At 50.6% G+C, this 26507-nt stretch carries 21 protein-coding genes and 1 pseudogene; 9 read left to right on the forward strand and 13 right to left on the reverse strand.

Going from position 1 to position 26507, the window contains the following annotated elements; all coding sequences use genetic code 11:
* Positions 1 to 58 precede the first annotated feature (58 nt).
* Together DPO_RS04925 and DPO_RS04930 are read right to left on the reverse strand one after the other, a co-directional pair.
* Positions 59 to 604, reverse strand: coding sequence for a rubrerythrin family protein (locus tag DPO_RS04925; protein ID WP_006964627.1), 546 nt, complete (start codon positions 602 to 604; stop codon positions 59 to 61).
* Positions 605 to 1016: 412 nt separating this feature from the next.
* Positions 1017 to 2498, reverse strand: a pseudogene (locus DPO_RS04930) (ISNCY family transposase).
* Between the two features lie 326 nt (positions 2499 to 2824).
* Here DPO_RS04930 and gpmI point away from each other — a divergent pair.
* From gpmI to DPO_RS04960, 5 genes are all read left to right on the forward strand, one after another.
* Positions 2825 to 4390, forward strand: a complete 1566-nt coding sequence (gene gpmI, locus DPO_RS04940; protein ID WP_006964630.1) for a 2,3-bisphosphoglycerate-independent phosphoglycerate mutase — start codon at positions 2825 to 2827, stop codon at positions 4388 to 4390.
* Positions 4391 to 4460: 70 nt separating this feature from the next.
* Entirely contained in the window at positions 4461 to 5408 is a 948-nt protein-coding gene (locus tag DPO_RS04945; protein ID WP_006964631.1) for a PAS domain S-box protein, read from the forward strand.
* A gap of 262 nt (positions 5409 to 5670) precedes the next feature.
* On the forward strand, positions 5671 to 6690 hold the full coding sequence (locus DPO_RS04950; RefSeq protein WP_006964632.1) for a TRAP transporter substrate-binding protein: 1020 nt from the start codon (positions 5671 to 5673) through the stop codon (positions 6688 to 6690).
* Between the two features lie 10 nt (positions 6691 to 6700).
* Complete coding sequence (locus DPO_RS04955; protein WP_006964633.1) at positions 6701 to 8032, forward strand: phenylacetate--CoA ligase family protein; 1332 nt, start codon at positions 6701 to 6703, stop codon at positions 8030 to 8032.
* 31 nt (positions 8033 to 8063) lie between these two features.
* A complete protein-coding gene (locus DPO_RS04960) occupies positions 8064 to 8255 on the forward strand; it encodes a hypothetical protein (protein ID WP_040011586.1) in 192 nt (63 codons plus the stop codon).
* A 73-nt stretch (positions 8256 to 8328) separates the two neighbouring features.
* On the opposite strand, the gene rd is transcribed toward DPO_RS04960, so the two are convergent.
* The 7 genes from rd to DPO_RS04995 all read right to left on the reverse strand — a co-directional run bounded on the left by rd (position 8329) and on the right by DPO_RS04995 (position 15125).
* On the reverse strand, positions 8329 to 8487 hold the full coding sequence (gene rd / locus DPO_RS04965) for a rubredoxin (RefSeq protein WP_006964635.1): 159 nt from the start codon (positions 8485 to 8487) through the stop codon (positions 8329 to 8331).
* A gap of 54 nt (positions 8488 to 8541) precedes the next feature.
* A complete protein-coding gene (gene cydB / locus DPO_RS04970) occupies positions 8542 to 9570 on the reverse strand; it encodes a cytochrome d ubiquinol oxidase subunit II (protein WP_006964636.1) in 1029 nt (342 codons plus the stop codon).
* Positions 9571 to 9591: 21 nt separating this feature from the next.
* Positions 9592 to 10899, reverse strand: coding sequence for a cytochrome ubiquinol oxidase subunit I (locus tag DPO_RS04975; RefSeq protein ID WP_006964637.1), 1308 nt, complete (start codon positions 10897 to 10899; stop codon positions 9592 to 9594).
* A 338-nt stretch (positions 10900 to 11237) separates the two neighbouring features.
* Positions 11238 to 11879 carry a cytochrome b/b6 domain-containing protein gene (locus tag DPO_RS04980; protein WP_006964638.1) on the reverse strand — a complete coding sequence of 214 codons (642 nt, stop codon included), beginning with the start codon at positions 11877 to 11879 and terminating at the stop codon, positions 11238 to 11240.
* 3 nt (positions 11880 to 11882) lie between these two features.
* The gene (locus tag DPO_RS04985) at positions 11883 to 13520 is read right to left on the reverse strand and encodes a tetrathionate reductase family octaheme c-type cytochrome (RefSeq protein WP_407637410.1); all 1638 of its coding nucleotides are present in this window, start codon (positions 13518 to 13520) and stop codon (positions 11883 to 11885) included.
* Between the two features lie 94 nt (positions 13521 to 13614).
* Complete coding sequence (locus DPO_RS04990; protein ID WP_006964640.1) at positions 13615 to 13965, reverse strand: hypothetical protein; 351 nt, start codon at positions 13963 to 13965, stop codon at positions 13615 to 13617.
* 62 nt (positions 13966 to 14027) lie between these two features.
* On the reverse strand, positions 14028 to 15125 hold the full coding sequence (locus DPO_RS04995; RefSeq protein ID WP_006964641.1) for a rhodanese-like domain-containing protein: 1098 nt from the start codon (positions 15123 to 15125) through the stop codon (positions 14028 to 14030).
* A gap of 279 nt (positions 15126 to 15404) precedes the next feature.
* On the opposite strand from DPO_RS04995, the gene DPO_RS05000 reads away from it, so the two are divergent.
* From DPO_RS05000 to DPO_RS05015, 4 genes are all read left to right on the forward strand, one after another.
* Entirely contained in the window at positions 15405 to 16811 is a 1407-nt protein-coding gene (locus DPO_RS05000) for a sigma-54 interaction domain-containing protein (RefSeq protein WP_006964642.1), read from the forward strand.
* A 92-nt stretch (positions 16812 to 16903) separates the two neighbouring features.
* Positions 16904 to 17464 carry a thioredoxin family protein gene (locus DPO_RS05005; protein ID WP_006964643.1) on the forward strand — a complete coding sequence of 187 codons (561 nt, stop codon included), beginning with the start codon at positions 16904 to 16906 and terminating at the stop codon, positions 17462 to 17464.
* A 29-nt stretch (positions 17465 to 17493) separates the two neighbouring features.
* The gene (locus tag DPO_RS05010) at positions 17494 to 18444 is read left to right on the forward strand and encodes a 4Fe-4S dicluster domain-containing protein (RefSeq protein WP_006964644.1); all 951 of its coding nucleotides are present in this window, start codon (positions 17494 to 17496) and stop codon (positions 18442 to 18444) included.
* The gene (locus DPO_RS05015; RefSeq protein ID WP_006964645.1) at positions 18444 to 18920 is read left to right on the forward strand and encodes a hypothetical protein; all 477 of its coding nucleotides are present in this window, start codon (positions 18444 to 18446) and stop codon (positions 18918 to 18920) included. Before DPO_RS05010 ends, DPO_RS05015 begins: the two co-directional genes overlap by 1 nt.
* Positions 18921 to 18937: 17 nt before the next feature.
* Here DPO_RS05015 and DPO_RS05020 read toward each other — a convergent pair whose 3' ends face one another.
* The 4 genes from DPO_RS05020 to DPO_RS05035 form a co-directional block, all read right to left on the reverse strand.
* A complete protein-coding gene (locus DPO_RS05020) occupies positions 18938 to 22645 on the reverse strand; it encodes an SIS domain-containing protein (RefSeq protein ID WP_006964646.1) in 3708 nt (1235 codons plus the stop codon).
* Positions 22646 to 22707: 62 nt separating this feature from the next.
* Positions 22708 to 24066, reverse strand: coding sequence for a penicillin-binding transpeptidase domain-containing protein (locus tag DPO_RS05025; protein WP_006964647.1), 1359 nt, complete (start codon positions 24064 to 24066; stop codon positions 22708 to 22710).
* A gap of 32 nt (positions 24067 to 24098) precedes the next feature.
* Positions 24099 to 25658, reverse strand: coding sequence for a methionine--tRNA ligase (gene metG / locus DPO_RS05030; RefSeq protein WP_006964648.1), 1560 nt, complete (start codon positions 25656 to 25658; stop codon positions 24099 to 24101).
* Between the two features lie 47 nt (positions 25659 to 25705).
* The gene (locus tag DPO_RS05035) at positions 25706 to 26500 is read right to left on the reverse strand and encodes a PSP1 domain-containing protein (protein ID WP_006964649.1); all 795 of its coding nucleotides are present in this window, start codon (positions 26498 to 26500) and stop codon (positions 25706 to 25708) included.
* Positions 26501 to 26507 lie beyond the last annotated feature (7 nt).

Below are 26507 nucleotides of genomic sequence, written 5' to 3' on the forward strand. Positions count from 1 at the left end.
GTAAATCCCCGGGCGGCAATGATATGCGCCCGGGGAATATGCTCACATCGCCAGGGTCTTAATATTTTTCAAATTCTTTTTTTTGGGCATTGCAGACCGGACAAGTGTCGGGTGCTTCGCCTTCCAGTGTATACCCGCACACCTTGCATACCTGGACGTCATCCAGCTGCACATCTGTGGCATTGTCCACGGCCTTTTTGGCTTTTTCAAACAATTCTTTGTGCTTTTTTTCCGTTTTATATGACCATTCAAAACTGCGGTACGCGCTTTTTTCCTCCTGCAGTTTGGCGATTTCCATATAAGCGGGATACATCTCTTCGATTTCAAAGGTTTCACCGTCAACGGCCAGGCCCAGGTTTTTGGCTGTATCCCCCGGGCCGAAAGCGCCCATGCTGTTTGCAACAACCCCTTCATTCAGGTGTTTGATTTCCCGGTAATGATCCCCTGCATGGATAAATTCCGCATGGGAGACCGCTTCAAACAACCGGGCGACATTTGGATAATTTTCCTTTTGTGCCTGGATTGCAAAATGCCGGTAACGCATGTTTGCCATGCTTTCACCGCCGAAGGCATTGATCATGTTCTGCTGGGTCATTTGTTTCATGGTTTCCTTCCTTTCAAAAATTTGAATTTTCCCCGGACCGGGGATCAGGCTTTATCCGTGTCGGCATTCGGGAGGTCGTTTGGGGTTCGAAAGAACATTATGGGTGTATCTTACCGGATAAAAAATAGTTGAGAAATACATGGATTTATGCATTTACCCCTTTTTTATCCTGTATGCACAATCAGGCCGGTCATGCAATTTACTATTCAGAATCTATTAGCTTGTGGCTGGCCGGAAACCCCGATTTTGAGATTTTCCGGGGCACATGCCTGACAAAATTTTCAATTGTTGGTCCTCCTGCTATCACAAACCGGGGAAAGTGCTTTCATGATAGTCGTTTTTTGACGACTTTCCCATTTTTCGGGCACACCTGTAGTGTTTGACGTGCTGTTTTTGATGCAATGGCCTGTTTTTAAGCGGCTTTGCGCTGTTCAAACCGTTGCAGCTGTTTCAATCCTTTTTGTTGTATATTATGCCCCATGATCTGGAGGTTTCTTGCCAGAACAGACAGGCCCACGTATCTTTTAAATCCTTGAATACCATGATCCGGGCATCTGTCCAGACCATGATTTTCCAACCCGTTTATAGCCGATTCAACCGCTGAATGTTTTCTTTTAAAACGAATAAAATCCTTTGCTGTTTCTTCTTCACATTCAGCCTTGTTGCATCTGCCTTTTTTCGGGAGCACCAAAATATTCAATGTTTTTTTCAGGTCCATTTTGTTACCAGGGGTATAAAATCCTTTATCAAAACTGCATCCCTTGAGGCCAGAAAATTTGTTTTGTGCCGATCTTACCATTGCAACTGCCACCTTATCATCGGTTTCTTTCTCCATCACCCGGTGGTGCAGGATAAACCCATACTGGTCTTCCAGGATGCATACCCGCAGTCCCAATTCCTGGGGAACACCGGCTTTGCCTTTTGAAATCCATTCCGTGTGAGGTTCGAAAATTGAAAAAATCTTGTCTCTATGCGGGATTTTTTCATCCTGTAACACCCGGCGTTTTATGAGATCAATTTGCCAAAGCGCGAAATTGATATATGTTTGCAACTCTTGGGCTCGGACCGCATTAATAATATCGGATGACTCCATCATTTCAATGGTCGATTTCGCCTTTAAAATGTATTTTTCAGCAAGCTCGATATACGCTTTGTGGGCATCCATAATCTGCCGAGCTTTTTTGGCCTTTTTCTTTTCATCCTTGGATGTGGAATGTTTCAATCGCTGAACTATCCGATATAGCCGTTTAAATTTTTTGATATTATATGCTGATTGCCGCCACATACTCGTTCCAATGCCCTGGCTGATAATAGCGGCAATTTGAATCATTTTTCGGACTGCATCAAAAAGCAGGTTGATGTCTGTGGGAAAATGAACATCGGTTTCAACAACGAATGAGTCACACCGTCCCATCAATGTCTCATCGTCCGAAGTTTTTTTTTACATCAGAAGTTTATGACCTACTTGTACAACCAGGGTGTTGATTTTATCAAGAACGTCAGGTGTCAGAAGCCTGACATTATCTTTCAGGGTCTGAAGCGGATAGGTGATGTCATCGTCCATCATACCATGTCCCAGCATCTGCCTTAATGTTCTGTGGTTGTTCACCATCTCCTGGAGCTTATCGTAATCCCAATTGCAATTGAGCCGGATGGTGCCCATCACAAGGATTTTCCACAGGTCCATTCCCGGACGTCCATTTCTGGAGTCAGTGTCTTCCGGAATCACATTTTTGAGGATGGCAAAAACTTTTTCTCGCAGATCTTGATCGCAATAGATATGCTGGAGCCCCAAAAGCAGCTTGGGAATTTCATCCCTGGCCCTCATGTCAAGTTTGATTTGGTCGATAGGGGTCTGCCCGAATGTCATTTGTGGTTCAAAAATTTTACGCAAAACAACCTCGAAGTTTTGTTTGGGTGTTGAAATTTGAATTGCTTTCGATTTCTCTCGTTTGTTAAAATCTCGTTAATTATTAATAGGTTATATTAACACAGAAATCAGTAAAAATCAACAAGCAATTCAATTATAAGTAAAAATTTCAAATAAGTTTTAGCCGTCATCCCCTTGAAAAACGTGGCGTTCTGAGTTTTCGGTCAGACACTAGCTTGCCGCTTTTTTGGTTCCATGGTATTTTTTTTACTGGTACCTGAGAGGTGATTCCTGTTTAACAGGTGCGTACCGGGACACAGGAAACGTTTTATAGCCAAGGAGACCCACATATGCGCAAAAAACCCCATATGATTTTAATACGGGATGGATGGGGATTTTCTCCCGATGAACAATACAATGCCATTGCCGCATGCAATCCCCATAACCACAATACCTATATTGAGAAATATCCGACAGCACTGATCCATACTTCCGGAGAACAAGTGGGACTCCCCGAGGGCAATCAGGGTTCCAGTGAGGTGGGGCATCTGAATATAGGGGCCGGCCGGATTGTTTTCCAGAATCTGGTGAGAATCTCCAGGGCAATAAAGGAAAACAAGTTAAAAGACAATGCAGCGGTGAAGGCCTGCATAGAACATGTAAAAAAGTTTGACAGTGCTGTGCATCTATATGGCCTGGTCCAGGATCAGGGCGTACATGCCCATACGGATCATTTGATCGGGTATCTGCAGGTTTTAAAAGATGCCGGCGTTGAGGCGGCATATATCCATGTGATTTCCGATGGCCGGGACACACCGCCTAAATCGGCGGCTGCATATATCAAACCCCTTGAAGAATGGATGGATAAACACCAGTTCGGGTGCATCGCATCTGTGACAGGAAGATATTTTGCCATGGACAGAGACAACCGATGGGACCGGGTGCGGTTGTTTTATGATTTACTGGTCAAAGGTGTCTCCGACACACCGCCCTTTGGCGATGTGTCTGCCGCCATTGAGGATGCTTATGACAGTGACCAGGCCGATGAATTCATAAAACCCAGGAAAACACAAAAATTTAAAACAGTCAGTGACAACGATGCCGTTATATTTTTCAATTACCGGTTTGACAGGGCCGCAGAAATATCAAAAGCATTTGTCAAAGATGATTTCAATGCCTTTGAGACCCAAAAGATCCCTCATTTGTTTTATCTGTGTACCACAGAATATTATAAGGACATTTCCCATTCCCGAAGAGCGGAAGTCGCCGTGGCCTTTCCATTGGAAAAGCTGTTCAATCTCATGGGAAAAGTGATTGCGGATAACCATTTGCACCAGCTGCGGATTGCCGAGACGGAAAAGTTTGCCCATGTGACCTATTTTTTCAATGGCCAGCAGGCGGATCTTTTCCCCAATGAAGACAGAATACTGGTCCCTTCACCCAAAGTGGCCACCTATGATATGCAGCCTGAAATGTCGGCATATGAGGTCACAGACAAGCTGCTTAAAGCACTGGATGCACAAAAATATGATTTTATTGTGTTAAATTATGCCAATCCGGACATGGTCGGCCATACCGGCGATTTTAATGCAACGGTCCGGGCCTGCAAAGTGGTGGATGAGTGTGTCGGAAAAGTGGTTGACCGGGTTTTGGAAAATGACGGGGTTGTGCTGCTGACGTCAGATCATGGGAATGCTGAAACAATGGTTGACCCAAAAACCGGCGGGATCCAGACCGCCCATACGAACAACCCGGTCTGGCTGTCCATTATTTCCAACAGACCCGGGCTGCAAAAAGCACATATCCGTGTTCGTGAAGACGGGAAACTCGCAGATCTTTCTCCCACAATGCTGGATATCATGGGGATTGACATTCCCGGAGAAATGACAGGAAATGTCATATACAATAAAATCTGATTTTTGTCAGAAAAGAGATTGATGACGCAGCAATGATAAAAATTGACACTCATATTTATCAGCGAGGCACATGAAACAATCAAAATTCGACGTCCAACGGCCTGATGCGGAAGCAGAGGACCGCCTGCCGTGCAGACCGGACAGAAAACATGCCCTTTCGGTCAGTGAGACCCGGTACAAAATCATGGTGGAGACCATGGGGGACGGGCTGAGCGAGATTGATGAAAACCAGAACACCACCTATGCCAATGACACCCTGTGCCGCATGTGGGGCAGGACCAGAGATGAAATCATCGGTGTGCCGGTGACCCGGTTCGTGGATGAGGAGAACCGTGCCGTTCTCATGGCCCAGCTGGAAAAGCGCCGTCAAGGGGAACGCTATGCTTATGAAATTGTCTGGACAAGAAAAGACGGCACCAAACTGCATACGCTGATGACCCCCACGCCTTATTTTGATGAAACCGGCCGGTTCAAAGGCAGCTTTGCCGTGGTCACAGACATTTCCCGCCAGAAAAAAGAAAAAGACCTCCTGGAAATGCGGGTGCAGCAGCGAACTCGAGAGCTTGAGCAGAAAACCCGGCACCTGGAGGAGGTGAACACCGCCCTGCGGGTTCTGCTGAAAAAGCGGGAACAAGACCGGCAGCGCATGGAAGAGCAAATGATGGTGAATATCCGGGAACTGATCTTTCCTTATATCGACCGGATTCGCAACACTCGGATGAATGAACGTCAGTCCGCCTGCCTGGATGTCATGGCTGCCACCTTAGAGGATATCGTGTCCCCGTTTCTTCACAACCTGCCTCTGGCATTTCTCCATCTGACTCCGTCGGAGATTCAGGTGGCCAATCTGATCAAGCACGGCAAAACCACCAAAGAGATCGCCCAGATGCTGACGTTGTCTGATAAGACCATTGAGTTTTACCGGAAACGGATACGGAATAAACTGGGCATTACCAACAAAAAAGTAAATCTTCGGACTTTTCTGGGCGCTGGAAACCGGTCGGAAAAAGAATCATAATCCGCCCGCCTGTGTGAAAGATGATCCTGCGGCACATGGTTTTTATGGAGACGATTCGCCGAACTCTGATCCCATAAAGATTAAAAACAAGTAAATTTTATACCTGGTATTACCCTGTTTTATCCCCCTTGTTTCTTAGAAATTTTCACGGTACTAATCATCTATCTCGTATCGTCAATATAATGGAAAGGGGGTGGTAGCGACGTATCTGGCGATGATTTGACGGCATGTTCACAATTATTTTCAGCAGGAGATGAAAACAATGCGAAAATCTTTCAGTATTTTCCGGATCATTTTTACGACAGCCACCCTGGTGCTCTGGGGTGCGACTCTTTTTGCCAAACCTGTCACCCTGACCTATTCCAATTTTTTCCCGCCCACCCATGTGCAGAGCCAACTGGCCCAGGCCTGGTGCGATGAGGTTGAAAAACAAACCGACGGCCGGGTGACGGTGCAGTATTTTCCAGGACAGACCCTGACCAAGGGGACCCAGAATTATGACGGAGTGGTATCCGGGCTGTCTGATATCGGTATGTGCCTGTTTGCTTATACCCGGGGCCGGTTTCCGGTGATGGAGGCAGTGGACCTGCCATTGGGGTATGACAGCGGAATTACCGCCACCCGTGTGGTGAACACGGTGTATGAAAAATTGCAGCCCAAAGAGCTTGAAAATACTCAGGTGATGTATCTGCATGCCCACGGAGCCGGGCTGCTTCATACGTCAGGCAAGGCGATACGAACGCTGGAGGATTTCAAAGGCATGAAACTGCGGGGCCACGGCACTTCGGCCCAGATGATTACTGCTTTGGGCGGTATTCCAGTGTCCCTACCCATGCCTGAACTGTATCAGAGCCTTCAGAAAAACATTGTCCAGGGGGCATTGTACCCCATTGAAACCAACAAGGGCTGGCGTATGGGGGAAGTGGTGGATTATTTGACTTTGAGCACTTCCATCGCCTATACGTCTTCTTTTTACGTGGTAATGAACAAGAAAAAATGGGCACAGATTCCGGATGACCTCAAACCGGTGATCATGGAAATCAATCAGGAATGGGCGAAGAAACATGGTCAGGCCTGGGATGACTCGGACCGGGAAGGCATGGAATTTCTGAAAAGCCTGGATCGGGAAGTGATTTCTTTGAGTGATGCCGAAGCGGCCCGGTGGCAAAAAGCCGTTGCCCCGGTGGTGGAAACCTATATCGAAAAAATGAATAACAATGGGTTTGACGGCGAAAAAATCGTGGACCTGGTCAAGACCACCCTGGCTGAACTGAAACAATAAGGATACACCCATGTCACACAGCGAATTCTGGAATCCGTTTCTGGAAACCCTGCCCAGGCAGAAACTGGAACAACTGCAATTATACAAATTCAAGCGGATCTTCTCCTGGGCGTACCAGCAGTCGAAATTTCACCGAAGTCTGTACGATGCCGCCGGCATCACGCCGGATGACATCCGCACCCTGGATGATGTGCGGAAAGTCCCCAAGGTGGAAAAATCCATGATGCAGGCCATTCAGAACAAGGACCCGTTTCCTTATGGGGATGCCCTGTGTGTCCCCCTGGAGGAGGTTTCCACCTTCCGTCAGACTTCGGGCACCACGGGACAGCCGGTGTACCAGCCCGATACCTGGCAGGATTGGGAATGGTGGGCCGAATGCTGGGCCTACATTCTATGGTCCCAGGGATACCGGGCATCTGACCGGGTGTTTCTGCCCTTTGGCTACAATATTTTTGTGGCGTTCTGGGCCGGTCATTACGGTGCGGAAAAACTGGGGTGCGAGGTGGTGCCCGGCGGGGTTCTGGACACCCAGGCACGCATTCTCAAGATCCAGGAGCTGCAAGCCACGGCCATGATGGCCACCCCCACCTATGTGCTGCGCATGGCGGATGTGGCGAAAAACAAGCTGGGTATTGATCCGGCATCTCTTTCCATTGACAAAATCACCTGCGCCGGGGAACCGGGGGCCGGGATCCCGGCCACCAAAAAGCGCATGGAAGCGGCTTTCGGCGCCAAAGTGTTTGATCATTCCGGTGCCACGGAGATCGGGGCCTGGTCCTATGAATGCCGGCACCAGCCCTTTGGCATGCATGTGAACGAGGCCATGTTCCTGGTGGAGATCGAGGACATGGAAACCGGGGAACCCATCACGGAGCCCGGCATCAAGGGCAAGATGGTGATCACGGCCTTAGACCGCATGGCCCAGCCCTGCATCCGGTTTGACGCCAAGGACGTGATCCAGTGGGATCCTGATCCCTGTACCTGTGGGAGGACGTTCCGGCTCATCAAAGGCGGGGTCATCGGACGGGCCGATGATATCACAAAGGTGAAAGGCGTTCTGTTGAGCCCGGCTGCGGTGGAAGCCGTGGTCCGGTCCTTTGAGGCACTCGGGGATGAGTATGAACTGATCGTGGAACGACCCGGGGATGTGGATCATATCACCCTGAAGGTGGAACTCAAGCCCGGTGCGGACCGGGTACAGGTTGAATCCGGATTGAAAGATCAGCTGCGACTGAAAACCAATCTGGGATATGATTTACAGTTTTTTGAGTATGGCAGCCTTCCCCGGTACAAGCTCAAAGCCCGGCGGTTCAAGGATTTGAGAAAAAAAGACAACCTTTAAGGTGAGAAAGGAATTCAAGTTGATACCGCATATGACACCCTCTCAGGAACTGGCCGTCATCAATGAAAAGATTGTTGATCTCAAAAATACGGCCATGTTTTTACAAGCCCGGACCGATGATTTTCCGGCATTGCATCAAAACATCAAGCGGATTCTGGCCAGTGTAAAGATGCTGGAACTGAATCTGACCGATGTTCTGGCAGTTGATGGGGACGCTTCCTGAAACTGAAAATCCCTTCGACTGCTTCCATGACCGGAAACAGTCGAAGGGATCAATCAATTGGGATTTTCAACTATTATTCTTTTTCAAATTCGTCTTTGGATGCGCCGCAGATGGGGCAGGTCCAGTCATCGGGCAGATCTTCAAATGCCGTGCCGGGTTTGATACCGTTGTCCGGATCGCCTTCCGCCGGGTCATACACATAGCCGCAGGGGCCGCAGACATATTTGTCCATAGTTTTTCTCCTTTTGTCTTACAGGGTTTATTGATACATGGGCAGGATTGCCCGTTAATACGCTTCGTCCATGTCCAGATCCTCTTCTGTCACCGGATCTTTGAACAGGTGATAAGCCCAGATCTGGTAGCCGATCACAATGGGAATAAATACAACAACCACTCCCAGCATGATTTTCAAGGTTAGCGGACTGGAGGACGCATTGAACGCGGTCAAATGCCAGTCCGGATGCAGGCTGGAAGGGAACAGGGCCGGAAACAGCCCGATGATGCCGAAAAACGTGCACAAAACAATGGTGGCTGCGGATGCGAACCAGGCCTTGAAATAGGTCTTGTTTGCCACAAAATACCGGATGCTCAGCAAGGCCGCCACATTCACCAGGGTGACGATGAACAGCACAGGATATCTGAAATAATTGGCCCACAGATCCGTAGCAAAGTAGCTTGCCAGCAGAAATACCACGGCCACCGGCACCAGGGCCAGCCAGGTTTTTTGGGAAATGGCGGCCATGCGTGCCTGCAATTTACCGGTGGATTTCACGGCCATCCAGTTGGCGCCGTGAACAATGAACAGCAGGACAAACAAAACCCCGCCTAAAAGCCCGTAAGGATTGAGCAGTTTCAGGGTGTGGCCATGATAAAATCCCTGGCCGTCAAAGGGAATGCCCTGGAATATATTGGCAAACGCCACCCCGAACAGCAGGGCCGGCACAAAACTGCCGATGAAGATCAGAAAATCCCACACCCTTTTCCAGGCCGGGGTGTCGATCTTGCCCCGGAAATGAATGGCAACTCCCCGGAAAATCAAGGCAAACAGAATCAGCATCAACGGTGTATACAAAGTGGAAAACATGGTGGCATACACCAAAGGAAACGCGGCAAATGTCACCCCGCCCGCAGTGATGAGCCACACTTCATTGCCGTCCCATAACGGTCCCATGGCATTGAGCATGGTTCGCTTGTCCGTGTCGGTTTTGCCGGCAAACGGATAGATGGTGCCGATGCCGAAATCAAACCCGTCGGTCATGAAAAATACAGCCCATAACAGGCCCCACAGAAAAAACCAGATCGCTTGCAGTTCCATGTGTGTTACTCCTTTTTCTGATCAGTTGGCGGCTTCAGGGCCTTGTTTGACTGTTTTGGCCATCAGGTAGAATCCCACCAGCCCTAACAGGCCGTACACCAGAATGAATCCCGTCAGCGAAATGAACACCTGGGTGGTGGAGATGGGAGAGACCGCCTCAGCCGTGCGCATCAGTCCATACACGATCCAGGGCTGCCGGCCCACCTCGGAAACGATCCATCCCATTTCCATGGCAATGTAAGGCAATGGAATGGCAAACAGCATGATTTTCAGGTAAGTGGGGTTTTCCGTCAGGTTGTTGCGTTTGAACCATCCGTAAATCGTGAGCAGGATGAACAGGGTGCCTAAGCCCACCATGGTTCTAAATCCGACAAACGTGGGCAAAACCGGGGGCCGTTCATCTTTGGGGATATCCAGCAATCCCGTGACTTTTGCATTGAAATCATGAAACCCGAGAAAACTCAAGATACCGGGAATGGCACCAATTTCAATGAGATTTTTTTCGTTTTCCTGATCCGGGATGGCAAACAGCACCAGTGGGGCCCGGGTCTGGGTTTCCCAGTGGGATTCCATGGCCGCCAGTTTGGCCGGTTGGGTCTTGGACACATTGATCCCGTGCAGGTCCCCGGTGAACGCGGTGAATAAGGCCATGACCAGTCCCACCACCAAACCGATGCGAAACGAGCGTTCAAACACGGGCAGATGCTGTTTTCTCAGCAGGTGCCAGGCAGACACGCCCATGATAAAGAACGAGGCCAGCAACAGGGATGCCGGTACCACATGAATGATTTCCAGCAACCCGTGTTTGTTGGTGATCAGGGCCATGAAACTCTCCAGTTCAGCCCGGCCGTCTTTGATCACATATCCCACCGGGTTCTGCATGAATCCGTTGGCCATCAGGATCCACACGGCCGACAGGTTCCCGGCCAGGGCCACCAGCCACATCACCCCGGCATGAGCCTTGGCGGACAGTTTCTTCCACCCGAAAATCCAGATGCCGATAAAGGTGGATTCCAGAAAAAAAGCCACCGATGCCTCGATGGCCAGCAAAGATCCGAAAATATCCCCCACATAGGCGGAATATCGCGACCAGTTGGTACCGAACTGAAACTCCAGGGTAATGCCCGTGACCACGCCCAGGGCAAAATTGATCAAAAACAGCTTGCCCCAGAATTTGGTCATTCGAAGATAGGTTTTATCCCCGGTCCGGGCGTATTTGGTTTCCATGTATGCGATGAGAACCGAAAGCCCCAGGGTCAGGGGAACAAACAGAAAATGGAACATGGTGGCTGCGGCAAACTGCAGTCGGGATAAAAAAACCGGGTCCATTGATTCCTCCAGATATATGGTTTATAGCCAAAACTCTTGATGGAAAAAGCAATTCATATGCCAGGCTGTCATGACGGTTTGCCAAGTATCATGAAAACAAGTACACCATATCCAAAATATGACCGGTTTTCAAGGGGGTTTGCAAAGGAGATCCGGGAATCGGAGATTGATACCTTGAATGTCAAAATATGACCGATTCAGGTGTATCATTGGATCAGTTTGAGACATAATCGTTTCATGCAACTGTATTTATCCAAAGATTCAGGGATAAACAGCAAAACCCCGGACAGGCATAAACGCTTTCCGGGGCTTTGCCGGGCCGAAATAATTGAATGAAATCAGGTTTTTCTGGTGGCCTTGGTTTCCCACTCCTGAATTTTTGATGTATCCCTGATCTCTTCCCATCCGGTGATCATGCCCTTGATGTGGCTGAACAAAGAATGGCCCGTGGTGGTCATGTACAGATGAATGATTAAAAAATTCACCAGCAGGAATGCGGCCAGGGTATGAATGAATGCAATGGGCGCCAGCGAGACACCTCCCAGGCTGTTGTACAGGTAATACAGCAGTCCTGTAACCATCTGCACGGGCAGGAGCATGGCCGAAATACCCAGGTAGGCCAGACGCTGCAAAGGGTTGTGTTTGGCGCCCGGGGTTTTTTGTACCGGGTGATCCTGGCCGTGAAAAATGCCCCAGGCATAGTACCGGGCCACGTCAAACAGTTTCCGGGTGGTGGGGATGTATTGTTTCCATTCACCCGTGATGATGAGCCAGAAAGCGAAAAAAGCAAAGGACCCCAGCCAGAAAAGGCCGATGAAGTTGTGCAGTTCAACGGCAGTGTCAAACCCCATGAGGGTATACAGTCCGTGGACTTCAAATCCGGTGATCATTAAAAAGATAACCATCAATGCCTGGCACCAGTGCCAGAGCCGTTCGAACCGGGTATACAGATAAACATTGGTCATTGTTTTACCAGCCATGAATTATTCCTCCCTGCCGTTACGGGTAAAAAACCGGCCCAGTCCGTGGAGCGTCACACCGGCCAGGGCCCCAAGCACCGCGATCAAACCGATGGTGTCCACAATGGCGAACTTGTCCCGGCCCGGCATGTAAATGCCGGTGATACCGGCCAGGCGCGAATTGTCCCGGGTATGGCACTGGATGCAGTCCAGAGATTTTTCCGCCGGGGCCACCATGTGGGTGATGGGAAAGGCATAGGTGGTTTTTACATAATCGAATTCGCCGGAATAGGGGACATCCAGGGTCTGATTCCCCCGCATGATGGCATCGTTCATGTCAAATGTGGTCCAGAACCCCTTGGGTCCGGAGAGCAGCGGTGCCACCAGCTGTTGGTTGATTTTGTCATAAGGCTGTTTGCCTGAGTGGATTTTAAAGGGATGAATCCGGGCATCCGGGTCATTGGGAGATCCTAATGGATGGCTGACCTCCACGATCTGCTGGGGATCGATCTTATCTTTGATGCCGATGTTGTCAAATGAGCCATTGTACCAGTAATATTGGGGCACCACATTTTTGGCCCAGGCAAAGGTCCCTTTGATGGATTTGTACACTGCTTTGCCTAAGTCCCCTTTTTCCTCATAGGGTTTGCCGTCCTTCATTTTTCCGGCCGTGGACCAGTCCCAGGACATTTTGGTGGGGTTGACCCGGGCGAATTCCGGAATATGACAGCTCTGGCAGGCCACCTTGTCGGTGTGGTCGTTCATTTTGGTGCTGGCCTTGTGGGGGGTGGCGCTGTGGCAGGACTCACAGGTGATCTTGGAAGCCATGTCATCTTCAATCAGGCTTTTACGCTCCGCTGCCGCCGGCCGGGTATAGAGCCGCCCGGCAATATGGTGTTTCACTGTGGTGTGGCACCGGGTACAGGCAAAATCCGCGCCATCCTCTGCCATGTGCACATCCAGCATCCGGTTGGGTCTGGCCAAAGAAGTGTCCAGATCCCCGTGTTTGACGCCGTCTCCGCCGCCGCCCTTAAAATGGCATTCCCCGCAGTTGTTGCGCCGGGGCAGGGTGATGTTCTGGACCGCCTGTTGGATCCCTCTGTGCAGGTCATCAACAATCTCCACAAGATCCGGATCGTCATCTCCTTCAAATGCAGCCAGATCGGCAAAGGTTTCTTTGAACGGGAATTTTTCTTTGCTGTGGCAGGCCAGACAGTTGACCTCTCCCTGGATATCGTTCCACCCGGCATGACAGGAAACACAGCCTTTGTCTTCCATGGCATTGCCGGAAATACAGAAGTTGTTCACGGCATGCCCGGCCTTGCCGTTCATGATGCCCTGTTTTTCAGACGGCACTTTCCAGGTCCAGTGAATGGTTTTCTTGAACTGCATGGAGGCATCCGTGTGGCAGGACAGACAGGCTTGAGTGATCTGATCTCCGGAGGTGAAATCCTGGTTCAGTCTCTCGATTTTGGAATGATCCACCGTGGTCCAGTGTTTGTCTTCCCGCACCGCCTGTTTGGCCAGTTTAATGCCCAACGCTTCTTGTTGTGCGGCATTGGCAACAGATGCCGCACAGGGCCGGACGAGCATCAGGGCCGCAACGAACAGGACCGCTGTCCAGAACAATCCGGCAGCAGCGCTTTGGCTCGTCAGTTTCAGATTCAGGTATTTTTCCATAATGCCTCCAAAAAAAGCAGTGACGGATGGGTCCGGTAAACGGTGAAACCGCCGCTTACCGGACATCAATTAAAAATTATTTGCAGGTGGCCGGCGTGGGAGAATCTGCGGCAGATGAATAAAAATAGGAATAGATATCTAAAATATCTGCATCAGACGCAGCATCCCATTCCGGCTGGCATCCAAAGGCGGTAAAATTTTCGGACTCAAAAATGGTTTTCCATTCAGCCATTTTTTTATCCGCAGGGCTCACTGTCGGCGTGACGGATTCCACTTCGCCTCTTTCGTGACAGGCCTTGATCAGTTTCCGGTAGGTGTATTTGCCTTTGCGTTTGTTGCCGTCCGGTCCATCATCGGCAAACACGGCGGAAACCGATCCCAAAGTGAACAAAGCCAGTGTGAATAAAATTATTATTTTCTTTAACATGTCGTTAACTCCTTGTCAGGTGTTTGTTTGATAAAAGTTTAAAATTGTACTCAAGAATCTGGTTATTTGGGGGCTTTGATGGTGTAAGTGCCGTCTTGTTTGAAGCTGATCTGGGCCTCCACATAATAGACGTCCTTGAGTTCGGGTCTGACGTCCTGCACCATATAGTAGGCTTCCCCGCTTCTGGCACCCGTGGAACAAACAAACACCACGGGTTTGTCCGCCGGCAGTTCGGAAATTTTATCTTCCAGGTTTCCCACCGGAATGTTGACAGCCGTGTTGAAATGGCCTTTGGCAAATTCATCCGCATCCCGGGTGTCCACCAGCATAATGGATTCCGGATGATCGTTCAGAATGGTTTTGAACCGTTCCAGATCAATGGACCCTTCCATTTCCCCGGCCTTCACGGCCACGGTGTCGGCAGCCGCACCAAACTGTTTTTTCCATTCCGGATACCCTTTGGCAAACACGGACACATCCTTGTATCCCATCACCAGGGCTTTGGCCGCACTTTTGTGGCTCAGGCGGCAGTCCAGCCCGCCGCAGTAAAAAATGATGGGGGTTTCCAGAAGCCTGGGCAGTTTGCCGGACAGTTCGTAAAACCGGGTATCCGGAATACTGATGGCGGAAGGGATGTGCCCTTTGTCATATTTGGGTTTCTGGGGGCGGGCATCCACCAGAAGCGTTTTGTTTTCCGCGATCTGTGCGGCCACATATTCAGCAGACACTGAAGGATATGCGCCGGGCTGGGCCATCCATTCGGGAAATCCTTTGGCAAACACCTTGACGTTTTTGTAGCCTAAGGCTTCGGCTTTTTGGGCGGATTTGTGGCTGAGTTTACATTCAAGCCCGCCGCAGTAAAAAATAAGCAGGGCATTTTTGTCTGCGGGCAGCAGATCGGTTTTTTTGTCAAAATCCGTGTCCGGAATACTGACCGCACCCGGGATGTGCCCTTTGATGTACATGGGTTTATAAGGTCTGGCGTCAATGATCATGACATTATCCGTCATGGGGATCGATAGATGGGCGATGACAAAATCGGCTTCCACGATATCATGAAATCGCCAGGAATCGTTTGCACCGGCAGTCACGGCCCCGGTCAGCAGCATCATACCGATGGCCAGGCCAGCCAGAATTTTTTTTGCAGTTCGTGTGTTCATGGTTTCTCCTGAATAAAAAATTGAAATACAGGTTAAGTAAACGGTATTGTTTTGCGATATTCAACCGCATGGATTCCAAGGTTTTTTTTGCACACAGATGTATAGCAACACGTGTGCCACTGAAAAAAATCCTTTGTAAAAAAAGCGTCATCTCCTTGTTTGACAGGGAATGACGTACAGGTTGTAAAAAAATGAAGCCCCGCAACAGCTATTAACTTGTTGCCATCATGTTAATATTGTGTTAAGTTGTCTGTCAACCATAGTTAACAGGAGACAGTCATGAAAATTGGAAATCACTGGCGGAAAATCATCGATTCAGTCCAGGACGGGATCATTCTGGTGGATGCACAGGGCATTTTTGTGGCAGCCAATCATTCGGCCCAGCTCATGACCGGGTATTCCGAAGATCAGCTCATCGGTAAATCCTGCCGCATACTCAACTGCACCGGGTGTGACATCAAAGGTATTGGAACAGGTAAAGACTGGTGTCAGCTGTTTTCCCAGGGCCTGGTAAGGGATAAGAAATGCATGATCACAGACAGCCGGAAACAGACCATCCCCATTGTTAAAACCGCCACCGTGCTGTATGACGAGCAGGACGAAATCATCGGCGCGGTGGAAACCCTTAAAGATATTTCAGAAAATATCAGTTACAAAAACGAGCTGGCATCCATTAAGCGCATTTATCATATCGATGACGGATTTCACGGGATCATCGGCCGAACACCGGTGATGCAGAACCTGTTTGAACACATCCAGGGGGTGGCGCCGCTGGATACACCGGTGATCATATTAGGAGAAAGCGGTACGGGCAAGGAGATGGTGGCCAAAGCGTTGCACGAAACCGGAAACCGGGCTGACAAACCGTTTATCAAGGTCAATTGTGCCGCGTTGAGTGAAACCATTTTGGAAAGCGAACTGTTCGGCCATGTCAAAGGGGCGTATACCGGGGCGGCTGCCGATCGTATCGGCCGGTTTGAAGCAGCCCACCAGGGCACCCTGTTTCTGGATGAAGTCGGTGATATTCCGTTGTCAGTCCAGGTCAAGCTGCTTCGGGTGCTGGAAGAGCAGATGATCCAGCGGGTGGGAGACAACCGGTCCATTCCCATTGACGTGCGTATCATCACCGCCACCAACCGGAACCTGGAAACCATGATCCGAAATGGCGGGTTCAGGGAGGATCTGTTTTTCCGGATCAACGTGTTTCCCGTGATCTGTCCGCCCCTGCGGGATCGAAAAGATGATATCACGCTGATCATCCAGCATTTTATCACGATTCTGGCCAAAAAAACCCAAAAAAACATTCTGGGTTTCACGCCCCAGGCCATGCGGATCATGGTGGCCTACCCCTGGCCCGGAAACATCAGAGAACTGCGCAATGCCGTGGAATATGCATTTGTACTGGCCAAGGGAAAAAGCATCGGAATCGAACATCTGCCGGACAAACTGCTCAAAGACTTGCCGGATGGCGAGGTCCCGGCCCCGGTTTTGGGACGGGAGTTGAAATCCGGGGCAACGATTGGCGCGATCCCGGTGAAACAGTCGGAAAGAACCGCTCTGGTGGATGCGCTGCATCAGGCGGACGGTAATCAGACCCGGGCCGCAGAGATTCTGGGTGTATCCAGGGTAACGGTATGGAAACGGATGAAAAAACATGGCATTATCCTGGAAAACCGGGGAAAATAGATATTTGAACAGTTGGCATCATGTTTGCAATTGTTTTGCAAATATACAGACAGAATTTTGTGATACGCAATAAATTGAAAGGATATCCATAAATGAAAAAAGAACAGGTGCTGGTGGTCATTCTGGTCGTGATGGGACTGGCAGGTGTATACTGGTTTGTCGGCACCCCGCCGGGAAAAAAGCCGGCACAAGAATCTGAAGATACAGGGACACAAAGTGTAACGGAAACGGTAACGGCCCGTGTAACGGATGCCGGAAAACCGGGACCAGACAGGGCCGGCATTGACTGGAACGATTATACCCCGGGACTGACTCGGGCCAAAAATCAGGGCAAAAGCGTGTTTCTTTATTTTTACGCCCAATGGTGTACCTATTGCACCAAACTGAAGCAGACCACGTTTCTGGATGAAAAAGTTCAGGATTACCTGGACGATCATTTTGTCAGTATTTCCGTGGATACGGATCAAAATCAGACCCTGTCCCAGACCTGGCAGGTGACCGGCCTGCCCACCATGTGGTTTCTGACGCCGGAAGGGGATCGGATCAGCAATCTTCCCGGGTATGTGGACGGATCTCAATTGTTGAAGATTCTCAAGTATATCCGCACGGAAAGCTATCTCACCATGAGTTTTCAGGACTTTGTCAAACAATAATAATTGTCAGCGAAAAAAAAGAGGTTGCCATGCAGTCTTCAGTTTCACGACGTCAGTTTTTAAAATCCACTGTGTTTGCGGCCGGTACTGCGGTGGCTGGCACCGGTCTGGCAAACGCGGCCACAAATGCCCATGAAGAGCCCCTGGCCACGCTGATCGATATCAGTCGGTGCATCGGGTGCGAAGAATGTGTGTATGCCTGTAAAGATGCCAATGCCCACAAGTTTCCGGAACCGGAAAAACCCTTCCCAAAAATGGTTCCGGCCCGGGTCCCGGTGGAAGACTGGTCGGAGAAAAGGGATGTCACCGACCGGCTGACCCCCTATAACTGGCTGTACATCCAGTATGCCACCGGTGTCAAGGACGGCAAAGAGATTACTTTGACCATCCCCAGACGCTGCATGCACTGCCAGAACCCGCCCTGCGTCAAGCTGTGTCCCTGGGGAGCAGCCAAGCAGGAACCCAACGGGCTGTCCCGGATCGATTCCGGAATCTGCCTGGGCGGTTCCAAGTGTAAAAACGTCTGCCCCTGGGATATTCCACAGCGCCAGACCGGGGTGGGGTTGTACCTTGACATCCTGCCTGCCTTTGCCGGCAACGGGGTGATGTACAAATGTGACCGGTGTTACCAGAAACTGGAAAAAGGCGAACAGCCCGCCTGCATTGCAGCCTGCCCGGAAGAAGTTCAGGTGATCGGTCGACGCTCGGAAATCATTGAACTGGCCCGGGAACGGGCCAAAGAGATGGATGGGTATCTCTACGGCCTGGAAGAAAACGGGGGCACCCATACCATTTACGTGTCTCCGGTGCCTTTTGATCAGCTCACCTATAACACCGGCAAGGGAAAGCCCCACCTGAACCCGGTTAAAGATACCATGGCCGACGGGTCCAATCTGGCCCTGGCCCTGGTGATCGCCCCGGTGGCCGGTGCGGCCGCCGCATTGGGTAAATTTTACAAGCACATCAAAGAGGAGGCGTGATGACGGATTATTTCAAAGGACGTCGCCTGATTTACGGCCTGATTTTATTTTTCATCACCCTGTCCGGATTTGCCCAGATGCCGATATTTGCCCGATACTATATTTCTGATATTCCCGGACTGGGGTGGCTGGCACAGTTTTATGTCACCCATGCCATGCATTATATCATGGCGGCCCTGCTTCTGGCGTTGGGGGCCTATGTCGGAATAGATGCTGTTTTGAGTCGGAAACTGAGTGTTTCCCGACAAAATCCCGTGAACAAAGGCCGGCTGACCGGCATGGCCTGGGTAAAGATTGTCAGCCTGGCCGGCCTAGTTGTCACCGGGAGTGTCCTGGTGGTGAAAAACCTGTCCGGCGTATTTGTTTCCCATAATGTGATCATCAGCCTGGACCTGCTGCATCTGTTTTCCTGCATGGTTCTGCTGGGGGCGACCCTGTATTCAAAAATTCGAAAAAGAACATGGATCGCCCTGTAACAGATGTCAGGCAGCGGTCATCCGATTTTTTTGATGATGGCCGCTACCACCTGTTCTGCCGTCTCCCCGAACAAAGTTTCCACGGGCACCAGGTTGAGAAACTTGTCATCCCATGCGATGTTTTCGCTTTCCAGAATCCAGTCTTTGATCCGGGTGTATTTGCCGCCCAACGCCTTGATTTTCTTCAGCAGGGTGACGGATTCCGACGATTTGAAATCCACGTTCAAAGACAGGATGTATTCAATGATGTTGGACGTGTCTGAAGCTGCGGACAGGACTGGAATCACCAGAATGCTTTTTTTATCCTTCCGGCCCTTGCCGATATAAACATTGCCTTCCCGGACAATGATATTCTTGGTGCCTTTGAGCTTGGGATCGGTTTCCACCCGGGAGATTTCATTGACCAGTGTGCCGGTTTTTTCCACAACGGTGATCCGGGTGTCTGACGTGACGTCCCCCAGCAGGTTGAGTCCGGTGATCTGATACAACAGCCCACCGTTGACTTGAGCGATGACTTCCTGAAGACGCTTGATGACCAGCACGTTTTTGTTGGTGATCTGGGAGATCTGAATATCATGGCGGGCCAGCTCATCAAACACCAGGCCCTGGAACGTTTCCTTGATCCGGCTGGTGCCCACGGTCACCGTTTTAGCCTGATGCTTGATGGCGTCCACGGGCCGGGCCATGTTGTTGATGGCCAGGTTCAGGTTTTTGAAAAACGTATCCAGCATGTTGGCTGGTGTTCCTTTGGTCAGAAAATCAATTTCAAAGTCCGATACCGGGAGCCGGCCGGATAAATATTTGAGCAACAGCGTGATGTTGGTGGCGTTGTCCAGTCCCATGGCTGCAGGAAATCCGTTTTCCCGCCGTTTTTTTGTGAAAAGATTGTAGAATTCGGCAATGTGTTCCCTGAATTTTTCTTCCAGGATCACTTCATATTCATTATGTCCCTGGGCAATGTATTCATCCAGGATTTCCTGGACCCGGGTCCGCCACTGATAAATGAACCGGGATCCCTCGTTGATGGCAAGGGCGGCATAATATCCCCACAGGTGCCCCACCAGGGTGTTGAGGATCGGTGCATAAGGTTCATTGATTTCCGGTACCTTGAACACGTCCGCTGCATACAGATCGAACCGGTCCTCGTCCCGGGTGGTAATGACAATGGGTGCTGCCTTGTGGGCATGGAAAATAGCGGTATCCTTGACAATGTCGGCCAGCACACTTTCCCTTGTCCCTGCGGCGCATACAATGATTAAAGGTTCAGAAGACAGATCAATGTGTTTCTTGTCTTCCACGTAATCGGAAGAAATGGTTTTGTAGCACAGTTCAGACAATTTAATGCGGATTTCGTCGGCAGCGGTTTTGTTGGCGCCGGATCCCACCGTGGCCCAATAGCTCTTGGAGATGGCCAGACGTTGGGCCGAAGCCCGGATCATATCCCGCATGGCCAGAACCGTGCGCATTTTGTCCGGAATCGCTTGCAGTTCCTGAATTTCCCGGGTGATATATTCCGCTGATCTGGCCCCGATGATTCCGGCCATGTACAATCCCAGCACCGCGCCGGCGGTGAGCTGGGCGTAAAACGCTTTGGTGGAGGCCACTGACATTTCAATGTCCCGGCCGGAACTGGTGTAAAACACCCCGTCCACCTTAAAGGTGAGATCGGAATCCCGGCGGTTGACAATGGCCAGGGTCCTGGCGCCGGCCGCCCGGATCATATCCACGGTCCGGTTGGTATCCGTGGTGGTGCCGGACTGGCTGATGGCCACCACCAGAGTGTTGGACATGGAAGTGGCGGAATCATCATTTTCATTCATGCAGAAACCGGACAGTTCAGATGATTTCAAGGCCCGGATATCGCATGTAAAATCTCCCAGATAGGTGTTGAGCAGATTGGCACAGCCCCGGGCCGCCACCCCGGCGGTGCCTTGTCCGATGAAAAAGATTTTCTTCAGTTTTCCGGCGGCCAGTTCCGTTTGAATAATCCGGGGCAACACAGATTCCGGCAGCCGGATTTCCAGAAGCCCGGATTCCGGGTTTTTTGTGAATGTGTTTTCCAGGGTTTTTTCCACGGAAACCGGGGCTTCATTGATCTCTTTTAAAAAATAGTGGGCAAATCCCTGGCGGTCGATATCCCGGGCTGTGATCTGACTGATCCGCACATCCGCATGGGTGACGTCAAGGGTTTGTCCATCATAGAAAAAGGATTGAATGCCTTCAAGGCCGCCGGGTGATTTCTGGTCCAGGATCACAATCTGCCCGGATTCCCCCCCGTTGAGTTTGATGTATTCAACCGTTTCCTCCACCACCCCGTACAGTTCGGATGCGGCAATGTAGTGATCCGGGGCAATGCCCACAAAAATCGCCTGTCCGCTGCCTTTCTGGGCCAGAAACAATTTACCCGGAGCCAGGTCGGTGTGCATGGAAATGGCATGGGACCCGTCAAAATCGTTGACCGCCTGCCGGAACGCGTCTTCAATGGATGCACCCTGTTTCAGGTAATGCTGGATCTGCAACGGAATCAGTTTGGTGTCCGTATTGATCTGGGGGTGAATTTTGTCATACAGGGCTTCGTATTCGGTCTTGAGTTCCAGATAATTGTCAATATCCCCGTTGAGGCACACATGAATGATTCCCATGGTGTCAATCTCCTTGTCCGCCGGGGTATTGTCCACTGGATGGCAGTTGGCTTCAGTAATGTCTCCGACCGATGCCCATCGGGTATGGGCACTCACCGAAAGCGTGTCAAATTTAAAACCGGCCAAAGCCTGAAGAATCAGATCATTTCGAACCTGGGTTCTGATAAAGGCGATATTGTCCCCCAGTGCGCCGATTTCAGCGGCAAATTTATAAACAAACGAAATGGATGTCTGGTCGGGGGTGTCAGAAATCGGGTCATTGATGTTGATGCAGTTGTTGGCCAGCACCGATCTGTTGGTCCGTTGTTTCAAAAGATGGGTTAATCCGGCTTCGGTCAGATGGGTTTTGAACCGGTTAAATTCATCTGAATTCAGGGTGAACAGCACGGAAATACCCGCGGAATCGCGTCCCCGAACCTCCAGCCGGTCCATGCTGTTAAGCACGGCATTGATGCGTTGAAATATTTTCAGATTCTCGGAACGGCTGTCTATAAAAAGATCCGGCGGCATCAGATCGGCTATGGCTGAAATATTTCCCAGCACCTCTTGCTCCAGGCACCAGAGAATGTCTTTCAGTTTTTCCAGGCGAACAGAGAGAATCTCCACCGTCCGGGGCGGCAGGGTCGGTTTTGACCGGTTGAACCGGTCCTGCCATTGGGTGATGATTTCAGACATTGTGTGGGTCATCCGGGACAGGGTTTGAATCTGTGCGGAATCAAAAAACAGGGTGTTGAACACAGTTTCCTGTTTCAGGGCCCGGGCCGATTCCCAGATCTGTATTAAATCCTCATCTGTCGGGCAGTACCGGTCCGGATCGGAGAACAGGGATTCCGGATCTGATTCTGACATCAGGGATGTCAGATGATCGATTCTGTCTTGCAAGGCATCTGCTTGTTCAGATGCAGGCCCCTGGGCTTTGAAAGCCACCAGCGCGCAGATACCGCAGCACAGACAATTGGGCCTGCGGGGAAACAGCACAAGGGTATTTTCACGGACCTGATCCAGGGATTTTCCGATATGGATGTGGCGAAAAAACCAGAAAAACACCTGTTTGCATGCAACAAATATCCAGGGCAGTATCATAAAGCCTCCGTTATGTGATTAAAATTGAATCCAGCTTAAAAAAAGATGCCTGCACACACGGGTCAGTCGGATGACGCAGGGGATGTAAAGTATTGTTTGATAAGGGATCGGGCATGGGACGCCGCCCGGGTACCGATGTATTTTCCATGTCCTACCATCACGGAAAACGTGATGGCCCGGGGCCCGTTTTTTTCTTTGGCAAACCCGGTGAACCAGTCATATTTGATGGTATGTTCCCGATTGGATAAAGATCCGGTTTTTCCGCCGATCGTCAGTTTGGACAGCACGTTGTCCCGGGAAAAAGACCCAAAGGATTTTTTGGCAGTGCCATGGAGGACGGTTTTCTCCATCAAGCCCATCATGGCGGCCGCAGATTTCGGTGTCATGGCCGTGGCAGACCGGGCCGGAATGTGCTGGTAAATGAGATTCCCGTCCACATCCATGACATGACTGATCACTGCCGGCACAACCGTCTGCCCTTTATTGAGCAAAGGCGTAATCATCATGGCCCCGAACAGCGGGGAAATCAGGGTATCCCGATTGAATCCGCATCCGAGTTCCGCCAGATGAAATTGATTGTCTTCCATATGAAACAGTCCGGTGTCAAACATCAGGTCCGTGTCCGGGGTCTGGTTGAATCCAAAGGCCTGGGCATAGGCGGACAAGTCTTCGCGGCCCAGGTACGTCTGGCCCAGTTTGCCGAAAACCGGGTTGATGGATTGTGCAAATGCCTCTTCAAGTGTGACCTTGACCGTGTATTTGTTTTTCACATCCTTGAGCTGCCGTTTATACAAGGTGTACTTATTGCCGTTAAAATACAGCGGGGTTTTCGGGGAAAAATTGAGTTCATCCATGGCAGCGGCAGCCGTGACAATCTTGAAAATGCTGGCAGCCGGATACACGGCCCGGGTGCAGGGATTGGCTTCCTTGTCTTCCAGGTCAAATCCGGCCATGGCCAGAATATGTCCCTGATGCCCGTCCATGACCACCATGGCGATCTGTGTGGGTTTACCCCGGGTCAATGTTTTCAGGTGATCCAGGGTGGCATTGAGAAATCCGGTCAGATTCACATCCAGGTATGTTACTACCTGTACAATGCCCTGGGGGGTTGTTGCCGGGAAAACGTTCCGGCCCGCGTTCACCAGATCCTCATCCCGGATCATTTCTCTGACCTGGGCCCGGGTCAGGGGTACCGGGGGTTTTAACGTGGGCTTGGAAATCTGCGGGGCTGTTTGTTCATTGCCATTGGAACCGGTTGAAAAAACAGTGAAAAAAGCCCAGCCTCCGGCAACTGCTCCGGCAATCAGGCAGACAGCCAGAAACGGTTTGCCCCATTTTTGGAAAAAGGATTTTTTCCTTTGGGCGAGCAGGAATGATGCCTGCTGTCTGCGCCAGGAATTTTGGTTACTAAAGGATGTCAAAACCTGGGAGTTCCTTTACACATGGCGCTGTTTCAATGTGCCGTTTTTTTCAGGACATCCACCCGGGGAAACAGGCTGTCCGGTTTTTCAAGACAGGCACGGGCAGACATCTGTCCCCATTTTCCGATCTCTTCCAGAGGGAAAAATCCGGTTTCCGGCAGGACCATACACAATCCCCGGAGCATTTTTGCGCTGGTTTCCGGCATCACGGGATAGATCAGACAGGCCACAGTGCGCAATCCTTCCAGCAGATTTCCGATCACGGCTTCCAGTCGAAGGCGTTCATCCGGTTCCTTGGCCAGACGCCAGGGTTCATGGGTATCGATATATTTGTTCATGCGGGAAATGAACCCCCAGATTACTTCCACCCCTTTGTGAAACTCATAGGCGGCCATGACGTCTTTGAAGTGTTGAATGGTTGTTTGCGCGTCTGTTTCCAGGGATAGATCGGGAAAATCTGTCCCGCTGGGGTCCGGGACCCGGCCCTTGAAATATTTCAGGTTCATGGACAACACCCGGGAAAACAGGTTGCCCAGATCATTGGCCAGATCCGAGTTGATCCGGGAGACCAGCACATCTTCGGTGAAATTGGCATCCAGCCCGAATACCATCTCCCGCATCAGAAAATACCGGAACGCATCCACCCCGTACCGGTCGGTGACGGCAACGGGATCAGTGACATTGCCGATGGATTTGGACATCTTGCTGCCGGACACGTTCCAGAAGCCATGGACATTCAACCCGTTGTAAATGTCGATGCCTGCAGCCTTGAGCATGATGGGCCAGTAAATGCCGTGGGGTTTGATGATGTCTTTGGCCACAAAATGCCGGGCCGAGGGCCAGAATTTTGTGAACAGCGGTCCGTCCGGATATCCTAAGGCCGAGATATAGTTGGTCAGCGCGTCAAACCACACATAAGTGACAAAATTGTCGTCAAAGGGCAGGGTGATGCCCCAGGTGAGACGGGATTTGGGCCGGGAGATGCACAGATCCTCCAGCGGTTCTTTTAAAAATGAGAGGATTTCAGTTTCATACTGTTTCGGGTGGATAAATCCGGGATGGGTTTTGATGTGGTCGATCAGCCAGTCCTGGTACTGGCTCATTTTGAAAAAATAATTGGATTCCTTGATCGCAGACGGTGCCACCCCGTGGTCCGGACATTTGCCGTCCACCAGTTCCCGTTCCTGGTAGAATCGTTCACACCCGAAACAGTACAATCCTTCATAGCTGGAAAAATAGATGTCCCCCCGGTCATGGATCCGGGTCAGAAGCATCTCCACGACCCGGATATGGTCCGGATGGGTAGTGCGGATGAACTGGTTGTTTCCTATATTGAGCTTTGGCCACAGATCCTGAAACAGACGGCTGATTTGATCCACATATTCCCGGGGGCTCTGCTGCTCCTTGTCCGCAGCTTGAACAATCTTATCTCCATGTTCATCCGTGCCCGTGAGAAAATAGGTGTCATATCCGTCCATCTGCTTGAACCGGGTGGCCACATCCGCGGCAATGGTGGTGTAGGCATGACCCAAATGGGGTTTGGCGTTCACATAATATATGGGGGTGCTGAAAAACTGTGTGGGTGTTTCCATGGCAGATCCTGTGTGGTTGCTGCCCTGTCGGGTGATGACAAGGCGGGTTAATCGGTTGGCTGTATGTCAGACAATGCGGCTTCGATTTCCGTGTGGTCGTCCATTCTGACGGTGACCGTTTGTTTCAGAATGTTCTGGCGGATGACTTTGCCTTTACCCTGGGCCAGGGTCAATGGTTTTCCCATCCGGGGCATTTGTTTTTTCAAGTGCTGATAGGTCTGATTCTCAAATGTCAGACAGCACATGAGCCGTCCGCACACACCGGATATTTTGGTGGGGTTTAAGGACAATCCCTGTTCCTTGGCCATTTTAATGGAAATGGGTTCAAAATTGTGCATGAACGAAGAACAGCAGAACTCCCGCCCGCATTTTCCGATACCACCACAATGTTTTGACAGATTCCGGATTCCCACCTGGCGCATCTCGATACGCAGGTTGTATTCCTTGACCAGCAGCTTGATCAATTGCCTGAAATCCACCCGGCCGTCCGCTGTGTAGAAAAAAGTGAGCTTGTTTCTGTCAAACGTGCTTTCGACACAAAACAGATTCATCTGCAGATTCAGTTTGTTGATGCACTGATTGCAGAACGCGTGGGCTTCGGCTTCCAGGGCCATCAGTTCCTGGCGCCGGACAAAATCATCCCGGGTGGCGACACGGATGACCTGTTTGAGATTTCTGGCGCTGGTATCGGTTTTTTCGGGCGGCTTTACCACCACGCCAAACCCTAATCCCTGCTCGGTTTCAACAATCACCCGGTCATCCATTTCAAGGACAAGGTCCTGGCTGTCAAAATCATAAATTTTGCCGGCGGGTTTGAATCGAATGCCTGTCACTTGGGTCATGGGGGTT

The sequence above is a fragment of the Desulfotignum phosphitoxidans DSM 13687 genome (assembly GCF_000350545.1).
GTDB lineage: Bacteria > Desulfobacterota > Desulfobacteria > Desulfobacterales > Desulfobacteraceae > Desulfotignum > Desulfotignum phosphitoxidans.

What these genes read in the sequence shown, in the direction of transcription:
- DPO_RS04925 (WP_006964627.1), bottom strand. Translation starts at nt 604, where the DNA reads ATGAAACAAATGACCCAGCAGAACATGATCAATGCCTTCGGCGGTGAA.
- gpmI (WP_006964630.1), top strand. Translation starts at nt 2,825, where the DNA reads ATGCGCAAAAAACCCCATATGATTTTAATACGGGATGGATGGGGATTT.
- DPO_RS04945 (WP_006964631.1), top strand. Translation starts at nt 4,461, where the DNA reads ATGAAACAATCAAAATTCGACGTCCAACGGCCTGATGCGGAAGCAGAG.
- DPO_RS04950 (WP_006964632.1), top strand. Translation starts at nt 5,671, where the DNA reads ATGCGAAAATCTTTCAGTATTTTCCGGATCATTTTTACGACAGCCACC.
- DPO_RS04955 (WP_006964633.1), top strand. Translation starts at nt 6,701, where the DNA reads ATGTCACACAGCGAATTCTGGAATCCGTTTCTGGAAACCCTGCCCAGG.
- DPO_RS04960 (WP_040011586.1), top strand. Translation starts at nt 8,064, where the DNA reads ATGACACCCTCTCAGGAACTGGCCGTCATCAATGAAAAGATTGTTGAT.
- rd (WP_006964635.1), bottom strand. Translation starts at nt 8,487, where the DNA reads ATGGACAAATATGTCTGCGGCCCCTGCGGCTATGTGTATGACCCGGCG.
- cydB (WP_006964636.1), bottom strand. Translation starts at nt 9,570, where the DNA reads ATGGAACTGCAAGCGATCTGGTTTTTTCTGTGGGGCCTGTTATGGGCT.
- DPO_RS04975 (WP_006964637.1), bottom strand. Translation starts at nt 10,899, where the DNA reads ATGGACCCGGTTTTTTTATCCCGACTGCAGTTTGCCGCAGCCACCATG.
- DPO_RS04980 (WP_006964638.1), bottom strand. Translation starts at nt 11,879, where the DNA reads ATGGCTGGTAAAACAATGACCAATGTTTATCTGTATACCCGGTTCGAA.
- DPO_RS04990 (WP_006964640.1), bottom strand. Translation starts at nt 13,965, where the DNA reads ATGTTAAAGAAAATAATAATTTTATTCACACTGGCTTTGTTCACTTTG.
- DPO_RS04995 (WP_006964641.1), bottom strand. Translation starts at nt 15,125, where the DNA reads ATGAACACACGAACTGCAAAAAAAATTCTGGCTGGCCTGGCCATCGGT.
- DPO_RS05000 (WP_006964642.1), top strand. Translation starts at nt 15,405, where the DNA reads ATGAAAATTGGAAATCACTGGCGGAAAATCATCGATTCAGTCCAGGAC.
- DPO_RS05005 (WP_006964643.1), top strand. Translation starts at nt 16,904, where the DNA reads ATGAAAAAAGAACAGGTGCTGGTGGTCATTCTGGTCGTGATGGGACTG.
- DPO_RS05010 (WP_006964644.1), top strand. Translation starts at nt 17,494, where the DNA reads ATGCAGTCTTCAGTTTCACGACGTCAGTTTTTAAAATCCACTGTGTTT.
- DPO_RS05015 (WP_006964645.1), top strand. Translation starts at nt 18,444, where the DNA reads ATGACGGATTATTTCAAAGGACGTCGCCTGATTTACGGCCTGATTTTA.
- DPO_RS05020 (WP_006964646.1), bottom strand. Translation starts at nt 22,645, where the DNA reads ATGATACTGCCCTGGATATTTGTTGCATGCAAACAGGTGTTTTTCTGG.
- metG (WP_006964648.1), bottom strand. Translation starts at nt 25,658, where the DNA reads ATGGAAACACCCACACAGTTTTTCAGCACCCCCATATATTATGTGAAC.
- DPO_RS05035 (WP_006964649.1), bottom strand. Translation starts at nt 26,500, where the DNA reads ATGACCCAAGTGACAGGCATTCGATTCAAACCCGCCGGCAAAATTTAT.